The organism is Prevotella herbatica, assembly GCF_017347605.1.
In the GTDB taxonomy this organism is placed as follows: Bacteria; Bacteroidota; Bacteroidia; order Bacteroidales; family Bacteroidaceae; genus Prevotella; species Prevotella herbatica.
The window spans coordinates 3,077,616-3,089,091 of record NZ_AP024484.1 but is presented as its reverse complement, the minus strand read 5'-3'; the positions used below and the strand labels follow the sequence as shown (position 1 = coordinate 3,089,091).

11 protein-coding genes and 1 pseudogene are annotated in these 11,476 nt (G+C 38.2%); 7 read left to right on the top strand and 5 right to left on the bottom strand.

Annotation, left to right across the window (positions count from 1 at the left end):
• Positions 1–2 precede the first annotated feature (2 nt).
• Positions 3–423, top strand: a pseudogene (locus prwr041_RS11785) (transposase); the annotation flags it as partial.
• Between the two features lie 90 nt (positions 424–513).
• Here prwr041_RS11785 and prwr041_RS11780 read toward each other — a convergent pair.
• The 5 genes from prwr041_RS11780 to nusB are packed head-to-tail and all read right to left on the bottom strand — an operon-like array spanning position 514 to position 3,830.
• Entirely contained in the window at positions 514–957 is a 444-nt protein-coding gene (locus tag prwr041_RS11780; protein ID WP_207153953.1) for a DUF5606 family protein, read from the bottom strand.
• Positions 958–983: 26 nt separating this feature from the next.
• Entirely contained in the window at positions 984–1,532 is a 549-nt protein-coding gene (gene coaE, locus prwr041_RS11775) for a dephospho-CoA kinase (protein WP_207153952.1), read from the bottom strand.
• Positions 1,533–1,570: 38 nt separating this feature from the next.
• A complete protein-coding gene (locus prwr041_RS11770) occupies positions 1,571–2,551 on the bottom strand; it encodes a CdaR family protein (protein WP_207153951.1) in 981 nt (326 codons plus the stop codon).
• Positions 2,544–2,861 carry a preprotein translocase subunit YajC gene (gene yajC / locus prwr041_RS11765; protein ID WP_207153950.1) on the bottom strand — a complete coding sequence of 106 codons (318 nt, stop codon included), beginning with the start codon at positions 2,859–2,861 and terminating at the stop codon, positions 2,544–2,546. The genes prwr041_RS11770 and yajC overlap by 8 nt, the downstream gene beginning before the upstream one ends.
• A gap of 24 nt (positions 2,862–2,885) precedes the next feature.
• Entirely contained in the window at positions 2,886–3,830 is a 945-nt protein-coding gene (nusB, locus tag prwr041_RS11760; protein ID WP_207153949.1) for a transcription antitermination factor NusB, read from the bottom strand.
• Positions 3,831–4,050: 220 nt separating this feature from the next.
• Between nusB and prwr041_RS11755 the strand changes: the two genes are divergently transcribed.
• From prwr041_RS11755 to nifJ, 6 genes are all read left to right on the top strand, one after another.
• Entirely contained in the window at positions 4,051–4,662 is a 612-nt protein-coding gene (locus prwr041_RS11755) for a 50S ribosomal protein L25/general stress protein Ctc (protein WP_207153948.1), read from the top strand.
• Positions 4,663–4,668: 6 nt separating this feature from the next.
• Entirely contained in the window at positions 4,669–5,241 is a 573-nt protein-coding gene (gene pth / locus prwr041_RS11750) for an aminoacyl-tRNA hydrolase (protein ID WP_207153947.1), read from the top strand.
• A 4-nt stretch (positions 5,242–5,245) separates the two neighbouring features.
• A complete protein-coding gene (locus tag prwr041_RS11745; protein ID WP_207153946.1) occupies positions 5,246–5,659 on the top strand; it encodes an RNA-binding S4 domain-containing protein in 414 nt (137 codons plus the stop codon).
• A 33-nt stretch (positions 5,660–5,692) separates the two neighbouring features.
• Complete coding sequence (gene purN, locus prwr041_RS11740; RefSeq protein WP_207153945.1) at positions 5,693–6,262, top strand: phosphoribosylglycinamide formyltransferase; 570 nt, start codon at positions 5,693–5,695, stop codon at positions 6,260–6,262.
• A gap of 99 nt (positions 6,263–6,361) precedes the next feature.
• Positions 6,362–7,549, top strand: coding sequence for an ATP-binding protein (locus prwr041_RS11735; protein WP_207153944.1), 1,188 nt, complete (start codon positions 6,362–6,364; stop codon positions 7,547–7,549).
• A 67-nt stretch (positions 7,550–7,616) separates the two neighbouring features.
• Positions 7,617–11,186: a pyruvate:ferredoxin (flavodoxin) oxidoreductase gene (gene nifJ / locus prwr041_RS11730; protein ID WP_207153943.1), complete on the top strand. Its 3,570-nt coding sequence runs from the start codon at positions 7,617–7,619 to the stop codon at positions 11,184–11,186.
• Positions 11,187–11,476: the final 290 nt, after the last annotated feature.

Here is an 11,476-nt window from a genome sequence, read left to right as displayed (position 1 = left end):
AACAAGGACGCAAGCTTTGTCATCTAAGCATGATGACATCCGCAATAGATTGTCTGATGCAAACAGGAGACGTCCAGAAGCTGTGTTTGAGGCGATATACCGTAATCTGTATGCCACTCACCATACTCTTCTTTCATCGGACAGCGAAGCAACAAGGACCCCAAATGGATGAGACGTCTACAGATAATAGACTCAACGACCATCTCTCTATTTTCGAGCCTACTCTTTAAAGGTGTTGGACGTCATCCTAAAACAGGCAAGAAGAAAGGCGGTATTAAGGTTCACACTGTAATCCATGTAAATGAAGGAGTTCCTTCTGATATAAAGTTTACCTCAGCAGCCACTAATGACTCATTTATGCTCAGACCTGCTGTATTGCATAAAGGTGATATTATGGCAATGGATCTGGCTTACATTGACTATGAAAATATGCTATTACTTGTTTTATCGGACAGTATTAAAATCAAAAATTCCCGGAATACAAATATATCCCGGGGATTTTTATAATAACTTTTATTCTGCATCCTTACGATCATCAATATTATCACCTTGTGTTGGTGCCATCGTCTCTTCAAAGTTCGTTACACCAGCCTTGATTAGAATATTATACCATTGAATGAGCTTCTTTATATCACTATCGTGAACACGATCTTGATCAAAGTTAGGCAATACTTCTGTGAAATAATCACGAAGTTCCTTGCTGCTTGATTTTTTATAATTAAAAGAAGACTCCTTACCAGCTTCTTTCTTATTCAAATTGTCAAGAACCTTCCACAATGGTACATCTTCGGCATCAGTATACATAGCTATATCTCCTAGACTTGTTACACGATCTGCAGCAAATGCAGGAATACGCTTATGACTTTCGTCTAATGCTTCTACTATAAGATTCATTTTACCACGAGAAACCAGTTTGTAAAGTCCTGGCTTTCCTGAGATTGAAAGAATTGTTTCCATTTTGTTTAATGATTTATTGTTATAAATTATTTAATTATTAATAATATTCTATCTAGTTGTTCTTCAATATCTACTATGCCGTCATTGACTATTTCAAAATCAGACATACTTAAAATTTCATCCTGCGGCAACTGCTTATTTATCCATTCTAGAGCGTTATCACGTGAAATATTATCACGTTGCATTATTCTTGAGATACGGACTTCATTCGGAGCTGTTACGCAAATAATTTTATCAAAAGATATTCTCTTGTTGAATCCACTATCAAAAAGGATTGCACTTTCCAACCAGTTATATCCACTACGCATAAAATCTTCAGCAACAGCGGGATGTATGATATTATTTACAGCAATCCTATTAGCATCGCTTTCCAATAGAAATTGAGTTAATGCTTGCTTATTGAAGATACCATTTATAAAAATGTCAATACCTAAAAGTATATTTAATTTTGTTTGAAGGTCTTCATTCTGTGCAATAAGCCTTTTAGCCGCAGCATCACAATCATATACATGTATGCCACGAATTTTCAAAAGAGAACAAATATAACTCTTTCCTACACCTATGCCACCAGTCATGGCTATCTTACGATTATCTGTCACTATATTGAAACTCCTTATTGCTGTTCTATAAGATAATCAACCTGTTTCATCTCCAATCGCGCCATCGTTACATCAGGTGAGTGCTGTCGCAATCTCAGAATACACTTGTCTGAAGGATGAGCCAAAATATCATTATAATCCACGACAACCATAAATTGATCAGGCTTGACATTTCTAAACATGCTTGACCCAACAGTAAACTTAACATTAACCTTAGAAGGAAATGTACGTAATACTTTGCCTTCAGGCATATTCACGGCAACAATAGGCACCTCCACACTTTCTTCAGTTAAGATATCAACATAAAACCCGATCTTAACAATAGAAGGAACTATTTTGACACCATTAATTGGGCGAAGTGGAACCCGTCGCATAACAGTATCCTCAACATTATTTAAATATAATGCGTCGGTATAAACATACTTAACACTGTCTAACAATGCCTTGTTGGCATAAATCGTAACAGTAGAAGGCCAAAACTTTATGCGAGAAATATAATAGCTTTTCCCTGGATTGACATTACCGGAAAGACGAATTGGTACACGTTTTGATTGACCATAATTAAAGAAGAATGACAATGAATGAGGCTTAATAGAAGTTATCTTTGAAGACCCATAAAGCCTTTGCAATGTCATTTTCTGGATATCAGACAAAGGAACATCACCTTTACCGGTATCACTATCTGCATAAGAATCGAAATCTACCAAAATTGGTGTAATCCTATTGGTATATAAATATGTAACAAGAGTAAATCCTTTATCCCTTACCGTTACATATACAGTATCTGTACAAGGTTGAGTAACAACGACATTATTTGGTACATCATAAAGTCGTACAGGTATTGCTAGTTCTTCCTCGTAAGTTTCATTCAATGCCATGAGAAGCCAGAAAGTTCCACTCAGACCGAGAAAAAACAAAAAAATCAGAAACTCCCTATTCACTGAAGAAAAGAGGAAGTTTCTGACAAATTTATATATTTTTACTATATTATGCATTATGCATCTGAGATGATGCGTTAGCGAATACATAACTTCTGTTCACAGTAATAACAACACCTTTTGCTATTTCTACGTCAACAGATTCATCTTCCATGTTAATACGCTTAACAGTACCATATATACCACCTCCGGTGATTACCTTAGATCCCTCTTGAAGAGAATTCTGGAACTTACGTATTTCTTTTTGTTTCTTCTGCTGAGGACGAACCATGAACAACCAGAAAATAACAAGGATAGCAACCATCATGATAATCATGCCCATACCACCACCCTGTGCTGCTTGAGCAGCCAATAGCATTGTATTCATAAATAAATTCTTTTAGTTAATATATTATTTACTTTCTTTATTTCTTAATGTTTTCATCATCATGCCATTATCCACGAAGAAATGAGCTATTGAATCCAACATACCATTTATATATCCACCACTACGTGATGTACTATACAATTTAGCCAAATCTACAAATTCATTTATAGTTACGCTTGCAGGAATATTTGGGAATGTAAGCATTTCTGCTATAGCAATCTGCATTATCACGATATCCATATATGCAAGTCTGCTAAAATCCCAGTTACGACTAGCGTCACTCAAATAATGTTGATATTGGTCAGCATTAAGAATTGTAGCACGGAACAACTTACGTGCAAAGTCCTTATCTTCCTCATCATCATATTCAGGAAGAAGTTCTTGCTTATTCTTGTTATCAGCCTCAAAGCGCTTTATTGTCTTCAACACGAAAGTATCAACAACCTCCTTGTCATCATTCCAATATAAACTCTTTTCCTCTAATAATGAATCCAACTCCGAATTATTCAGTATAAATAATTTATATAGCTTGCGCCATAACTCTCTATCTGTTTCATAATCAGATTCTTCAGTATTCATATATTCATTATAATCTTCACTGCTTTCTATCTGATTACATAATTTACGTACAAATTCAAGATCATCTGCCCAAGTCAATTTCTGACTTTCAACAAATTCATTCAACATTTTGTTTTCTTCCAGTTGTACAGCGAATTTGTTATACACAAACTTTTGAGATGGCACCTCTGTACCTTCTCGCTGAGCACGCTGAGTAGCTATTTCTATCCTATGACGCTCCTCTCTAGTAATATCAACTATCAGCAAAAGCAGATAATTATATAAATCATAAGCCTTTGAAAGACTGAAAAAGAGTTCTTTTTCTGCCGTATCAATATTCTTATTACCATTTTGATAGTATGCGTAGGTTAACTGAACTACCTTAATTCTTATAAGTTCGCGATTGATCATTCTCTTAATTTGTTGTTTTCCTATATACAATAATATTTTTATGGTGCAAAAATATAGCTTTTCAACTGAATATGCAAGAAAAAACAAGGATATTTCGACAAAAACAGGAATTAATTTGGACGATAAACAAAAAAGGCGTAACTTTGCAGCGCTTTTTCCGGGAGATATTCCCGTGTGATGGCGAATTAATAAACAATATTTAATTTAGAGTAACACAATTATGAAAGAGATTAGTGTGACAGGTCAGAAGCGTGCAGACCTTGGTAAGAAAGCTTCTAAAGCAATTCGTAAGCAGGGATTGGTTCCTTGTAATATCTATGGTGAGAAGAAAGGCGCTAACGGTGCTCCTGAGGCATTTGCTTTTGCAGCTCCATTCAGTGAACTTCGTAAAATTATTTACACTCCTCACATCTATGTTATTGATCTTAACATCGAAGGCGAGCACCACACTGCTATCCTTAAAGAAATTCAGTTCCACCCAGTAACAGATGCTCCTCTTCACGTAGACTTCTTTGAGGTTAACGATCAAAAGCCTATCACAATGGGTGTTCCTGTTAAGCTTGTTGGTCTTGCACAGGGTGTTCGTGACGGTGGTCGTATGAACCTTACTATACGTAAGATTAACATTACAGCTCCTTATCAGCAGATTCCAGAGCATCTTGATGTAGATGTAACAGCATTGAAGATTGGTAAGAGCATCAAGGTTGGTGAGCTTTCATACGAAGGTCTTGAGATTGCTACAAGCAAGAGCGTAATCGTATGCTCTATCAAGATGACACGTCAGGCACAGCAGGCAAGCGCTGCTGATGAAACTGCTGCCGCTGCTGAATAATCAAGTATGGACAAATACTTAATTTGTGGTCTGGGCAACCCTGGTGATGAATATCAGGGTACTCGACACAATACAGGATTTATGATATTGGACGCTTTTGCAAAGGCGTCCAATATTTGTTTTGAAGACAAGCGCTATGGTTTTGTGGCTGAAACAAGTATAAAAGGTCGAAAGATCATATTACTAAAGCCAACTACATTCATGAACCTTAGTGGAAATGCTGTGAGATATTGGCTTAACAAAGAGAATATTGATCAAAGCAGACTCCTTGTCATAAGTGATGATGTTGCATTGCCGTTAGGTGCTTTTAGATTAAAGAGCAGCGGTAGTAATGGTGGACACAACGGACTTGGAAATATACAGCAGCTTATTGGTCAAAACTATGCTCGACTAAGAATGGGCATTGGTAACGAATATCCAAAAGGTACTCAAATAGACTGGGTGCTTGGACACTATAGTGAAGATGACATGAAAGTGTTGCAGCCAAGCATTGATAACGCATGCGAAATAATAAAAAGTTTTGCACTTGCTGGTATAGACATCACTATGAATCAGTTTAATAAACTAGGAAAGAAATAATTTTATGGCAGAAGTAGCAAGAATTGATAAATGGCTTTGGGCAACGAGAGTTTTCAAAACACGTTCTCTTGCTGCCGATGCATGTAAAAATGGGCGTGTGACAATCAATGGCATAAATGTCAAACCCAGTCACACTATAAAAGCTGGAGAAACCGTAAGTGTTAAAAAGTCGCCAATAACTTATTCCTTTAAGGTATTGAAATGCATTGAACAGCGTGTTGGTGCTAAACTTTTACCTGAAATATATGAAAATGTCACAGATGCAAAACAATACGAATTATTGGAAATGAGCAGAATAAGCGGTTTCATTGACAGATCAAGAGGTACTGGCAGACCAACTAAGAAAGACCGTCGAGCAATAGACTCTTTCGTAGATCCCGTTGTGTTCGGATTTGAAGATGAAGGCGATGATGATTAAACGGCTTTATGAACTGTATTTATTAGCATTGAAATGAAACATTTAGCAATCTTCGCTTCTGGCAATGGAACAAACTGCGAAAATATTATTAATTATTTCACAAATTCTGATATTGCCGACATTAAGCTTGTTCTTTCCAACAAGTCTACAGCACCAGTCGTTGAAAATTCACTAAGACTAGGCATCAATACAGTTGTGGTTCCTAAAAAAGATTTCAGCGATGAAAACATCCTTATGCCTATTCTAAAGGAAAACGATATTGATTTTATTATTCTTTCAGGTTTCCTACTTTTCATCCCAGATTTTCTTATTAACAATTTTAATAAGCGAATAATCAATATTCACCCAGCCCTATTACCCAAATTCGGAGGTCCGGGTATGTATGGCATACATGTTCACGAAGCTGTCAAAGCCGCCAAAGAGAAAGAAACCGGAATGACTGTACATTGGGTAACCAAGGAAATTGACGGTGGCGAAATAATATTTCAGCATTCTACACCTATAGAAGAAAAAGACACTGTCGCGGATATTGCAGAAAAAGAACATAAACTTGAAATTGAGCATTTTCCAAGAGACATTGAAAAAATACTCTCCATGTGCTAAATTATGAAAAAAAGAAAACTTTTTGCAAACTAGAGTTTGCAAATATAGAAATAAGTATTATCTTTGCATTGGATTAAATAAAACAAACTTATTAAATATATGGAAGCTTTCTTTAGCACACACGCTTACCTTGTTGAGCATACAGATGCCTCAGTACGTCGAACCCTGATGGACGAGATTGATTGGAATGATCGTATGATTGGCATTAAGGGAACACGAGGTGTTGGAAAAAGTACTTTCCTACTGCAATATGCCAAAGAGAAATTCGGTCCAGATGATCGCCGTTGTTTATATATCAATATGAACAACTTCTATTTCCAAGGAAAAGGCATTGCTGAGTTTGCTGGTGATTTTGCCGCACAAGGAGGAAAAGTATTACTTATTGATCAAGTCTTCAAGCAGCCTAACTGGAGCAAAGAATTACGCAAGTGCTATGACAACTTTCCTAATTTGAAAATTGTATTTACAGGTAGTAGCGTAATGCGTCTAAAAGAAGAGAATCCAGAACTAAACGGCATCGTAAAAAGCTATAATTTAAGAGGATTTTCTTTCCGAGAATTTTTGAATTTACAAACAGGAAACAATTTCCGTCCATACACATTAGACGAAATTCTACAAAACCACGAACACATAATTAAGGATATTCTTCCTAAAGTCAGTCCTTTGAAATATTTTCATGATTACATTCATCATGGTTTCTATCCATTCTTTCTTGAACAACGCAACTTTTCTGAGAATCTGCTCAAGACTATGAATATGATGACTGAAGTAGATATTCTTCTTATTAAGCAAATAGACTTAAAATATCTCACGAAAATCAAAAAGCTTTTTTACTTACTAGCAGTAGAAGGTCCGAAAGCTCCGAACATAAGTAATCTTGCGCACGAAATAGAAACAAGTCGAGCTACAGTGATGAACTATATTAAATATCTAGCTGACGCACGATTGATTAATATAATATACCCAATCGGACAGGAGTTTCCGAAAAAGCCTAGCAAGGTGATGATGCATAATACGAATCTCATGTATGCTATCTACCCGATTCAAATAAAAGATCAGGATGTTATGGAAACTTTTTTTGTAAATTCATTATGGAAAGACCATAAAGTAAACCAAGCATCCAAAGATCATTTCTTCATGGTTGACGGCAACATCAAATTCAAGATTTCTGATGCTCAAAGCGAGCATAAACAAAGATGCAATCCCGACACCATATACGCTAGATACAATACAGAAGTGGGAAAAGAAAACAGAATACCACTTTGGTTGCTAGGATTCATATATTGAAATTCTATAAAACTTAAATTGAGAATAGATATATAAAACATTTATTAATAATTTTATCAAATATAAAATGGCTAAAGAAAAAAAATTTATCACATGTGATGGTAACACAGCTGCGGCTCAGGTAAGCTATATGTTTACTGAGGTAGCTGCCATCTACCCTATCACTCCGTCTTCACCAATGGCGGAGCATGTAGATGAATGGGCTGCCAAAGGTCGCAAGAACCTTATGGGACAGACCGTTTCAGTTCAAGAAATGGAGTCTGAGGGCGGTGCTGCAGGTGCAGTTCACGGCTCTCTTCAGGCTGGTGCACTGACTACAACATTTACAGCATCTCAGGGTCTTCTTTTGATGATCCCTAATATGTATAAGATTGCAGGAGAGCTTCTCCCTTGCGTATTCGATGTATCTGCTCGTACATTGGCATCACACTCACTTTGTATCTTTGGTGACCATCAGGATGTAATGGCATGTCGCCAGACTGGTTTCGCAATGTTCTGTTCAGGTTCTGTTCAGGAGGTTATGGACCTTACTGCTGTTCCACATCTTGCAACATTAAAGACTTGTGTTCCTTTCATCAACTTCTTCGACGGTTTCCGTACATCTCATGAGTATCATAAGATTGAAGAGATTGATCAGGAAGCTATAAGAGAACTTGTTGATCCTGAGGACATCAAGCGTTTCCGTGATCGTGCTTTGTCACCAGAACGCCCTGTAACACGCGGTACTGCTGAGAATCCAGAGACATTCTTCACACATCGTGAGGCAAGCAACGAATATTATGATAGAGTTCCTGCTGTTGTTGAGGATTACCTTGGTAAGATTTCTTCTATCACAGGTCGTGAGTATCACTTGTTCAACTACTATGGTGCAAAGGATGCAGAGGATGTTATCATTTTGATGGGTTCTGCTACTGAAGCAGCTCGCGAAGCTATCGACTTCCTTGTAAAGCAGGGAAAGAAAGTAGGTATGGTATCTGTTCATTTGTATCGTCCATTCTCTGTTGACTTCCTTAAGAAGACACTTCCTGCTACAGTTAAGCGCATTGCTGTTCTTGACCGTACTAAGGAGCCAGGAGCTGAAGGCGAACCATTGTATCTTGACGTTAAGAGCGCACTATACAACGACGAGCGCAAGCCTATTATCGTTGGCGGTCGCTACGGTCTTGGTTCTAGCGATACTACACCAGCTAAGATTATTGCTGTATTCAAGAACCTTGAATTGCCAGAGCCAAAGAATCACTTTACTGTAGGTATCGTTGATGATGTTACATTCACTTCTCTTCCAGAAGAGGAAGAAATTCCTATGGGTGGTGACACTTTGTATGAGGCTAAGTTCTACGGACTTGGTGCTGATGGTACTGTAGGTGCTAACAAGAACTCTGTTCAGATTATTGGTAACAACACCAATAAATATTGTCAGGCATATTTCAGTTACGACTCTAAGAAGTCTGGTGGTTTCACATGTTCTCACCTTCGTTTCGGTGATGAGCCTATCCACTCTACTTATCAGGTAAACACTCCTAACTTCGTAGCTTGCCACGTTCAGGCTTACCTTCATATGTATGACGTTACTCGCGGTCTTCGTGACAACGGTACATTCTTGTTGAATACTATCTTCGAAGGTGATGAGCTTGCAAACTTTATCCCTAATAAGGTTAAGGCTTACTTCGCAAAGCATAATATCAAGGTATATTATATCAACGCAACAAAGATTGCACAGGAAATTGGTCTTGGCAACCGTACAAACACAATCCTTCAGAGTGCATTCTTCCGCATTACAGAGGTTATTCCTTTGGATCTTGCTGTTGAGCAGATGAAAGCATTTATTGTTAAGTCTTACTCTAAAAAGGGTCAGGATGTTGTTGACAAGAACTTCGGTGCTGTTGAACACGGAAACGAATACAAGGAACTTGCTGTTGATCCAGCATGGGCTAACCTCGCTGACGATTCAGCTAAGGAAGATAACGCACCTGCATTCATCAAAGAACTTGTTCGTCCTATCAACGGACAGAGCGGTGACCTTCTTAAGGTTTCTGACTTTGTCAAACATGGTACTGCTGATGGTACATGGCAGAATGGTTCATCTGCATTTGAAAAGCGTGGTGTAGAAGCTTTCGTTCCTGTATGGAATTCTGAAAACTGTATCCAGTGTAACAAGTGTGCATATTCATGCCCTCACGCTGCTATACGTCCATTCGTTCTTGATGAGAATGAAGCTAAGGGCTTCGATGGAACAACTCTTGAAATCAAGGCTCCTAAGTCTCTTGTTGGTATGCAATTCCGTATAGAAGTTTCTGTTCTTGACTGTCTTGGATGTAGTAACTGTGCTGATGTTTGTCCTGGTAAGAAGGGCGAAAAGGCATTGACTATGATTCCATTCAACATTGATAGACCAGAAATGATTAAGGAAGCTAAGAACTGGGAATACCTTGTTAAGAATGTTAAATCTAAACAGCATCTTGTTGATATCAAGCAGAGTGCAAAGAACTCACAGTTCGCTCAACCTTTGTTTGAATTCTCTGGTGCTTGCTCTGGTTGTGGTGAGACTCCTTATGTTAAATTGGTTTCTCAACTCTACGGTGACCGTGAGATGATAGCTAACGCTACAGGTTGTTCTTCAATCTATTCAGCTTCTATTCCAGCTACTCCATATACAACAAATGCTGAAGGTCAGGGTCCTGCATTCGACAACTCTTTGTTCGAGGATTTCTGCGAGTTTGGTCTTGGCATGACTATGGGTAACAAGAAGATGAGAGAGCGCATTGTTAAGTTACTTAACGACGCCATCGAAAATGGAGCTACAGAAGAGTTCAAGGCTGCTGCTGAAAAGTGGATTGAAGCTAAGGATGATGCTGATGGTTCTAAGGCTGCTGCCGCTGAACTTAAACCTCTTATTGCCAAGGGTGCTGAGGCAGGTTGCGAGATCTGCTCTGAGCTAAAGACTCTTGATCATTACTTGGTTAAGCGTTCACAGTGGATTATCGGTGGTGACGGTGCTTCTTATGATATCGGTTACGGTGGTCTCGACCACGTTCTTGCTTCTGGTGAAGATGTAAACATCCTTGTTCTTGATACAGAGGTTTACTCTAACACTGGTGGTCAGAGTTCTAAGGCTACACCACTAGGTGCTATCGCACAGTTCGCAGCTCAGGGTAAACGTATTTGCAAGAAAGACCTTGGTCTTATGCAGGCAACTTATGGTTACGTATACGTAGCTCAGATTGCAATGGGTGCAGACAATGCTCAGACATTGAAAGCTATCCGTGAAGCTGAAGCTTATCCAGGTCCATCATTAATCATTGCTTACTCTCCATGTATCAATCACGGTTTGAAGCGTGGTGGTATGGGACGTTCACAGCGTGAGGAAGAACTAGCTGTTGAATGCGGTTACTGGCACTTGTGGCGCTTTAACCCACAATTGGCTGATGAAGGAAAGAATCCATTCATCTTGGATAGTAAGGAACCTAACTGGACTAACTTCCGCGACTTCCTACTTGGTGAAGTTCGCTATATGAGTGTTCAGAAGGCTTATCCTAACGAGGCTGATGAATTGTTCGCACAGGCTGAAAAGATGGCAAAACGCCGTTATCAGAGCTATGTAAGAAAGAGTCAGGAAGACTGGAGCGAGACTATTTAAAAAATAGTTTTAAACTAAATATTCAAAAGGGCTGGTACTATTCTGTACCAGCCCTTTTATTTATTTTAGCTACGAAGCTACGTAATCGTTTAGATAGCCTTTAAACAAAGGGAGTGAAACGTAGATGAAATTGATTTATCGTTTTATCGTTAAATCGGCTGTCAATAACGTAGCTCAATATACTAAAATTCCATGTTATTACGTAAACTTCCATATACGATTCAAGAGTCAACATAGCTAAAAATAAAAAAGCGCTGGAGTTTAGGTAACTCCAGCGCTTCTATGTTATG

Excerpts from the sequence above, each read along its gene's own strand:
- purN (WP_207153945.1), top strand. The coding sequence starts at position 5,693 with ATGAAACATTTAGCAATCTTCGCTTCTGGCAATGGAACAAACTGCGAA.
- coaE (WP_207153952.1), bottom strand. The coding sequence starts at position 1,532 with ATGACTGGTGGCATAGGTGTAGGAAAGAGTTATATTTGTTCTCTTTTG.
- prwr041_RS11735 (WP_207153944.1), top strand. The coding sequence starts at position 6,362 with ATGGAAGCTTTCTTTAGCACACACGCTTACCTTGTTGAGCATACAGAT.
- prwr041_RS11770 (WP_207153951.1), bottom strand. The coding sequence starts at position 2,551 with ATGCATAATATAGTAAAAATATATAAATTTGTCAGAAACTTCCTCTTT.
- nusB (WP_207153949.1), bottom strand. The coding sequence starts at position 3,830 with ATGATCAATCGCGAACTTATAAGAATTAAGGTAGTTCAGTTAACCTAC.
- prwr041_RS11780 (WP_207153953.1), bottom strand. The coding sequence starts at position 957 with ATGGAAACAATTCTTTCAATCTCAGGAAAGCCAGGACTTTACAAACTG.
- prwr041_RS11745 (WP_207153946.1), top strand. The coding sequence starts at position 5,246 with ATGGCAGAAGTAGCAAGAATTGATAAATGGCTTTGGGCAACGAGAGTT.
- prwr041_RS11755 (WP_207153948.1), top strand. The coding sequence starts at position 4,051 with ATGAAAGAGATTAGTGTGACAGGTCAGAAGCGTGCAGACCTTGGTAAG.
- yajC (WP_207153950.1), bottom strand. The coding sequence starts at position 2,861 with ATGAATACAATGCTATTGGCTGCTCAAGCAGCACAGGGTGGTGGTATG.
- nifJ (WP_207153943.1), top strand. The coding sequence starts at position 7,617 with ATGGCTAAAGAAAAAAAATTTATCACATGTGATGGTAACACAGCTGCG.
- pth (WP_207153947.1), top strand. The coding sequence starts at position 4,669 with ATGGACAAATACTTAATTTGTGGTCTGGGCAACCCTGGTGATGAATAT.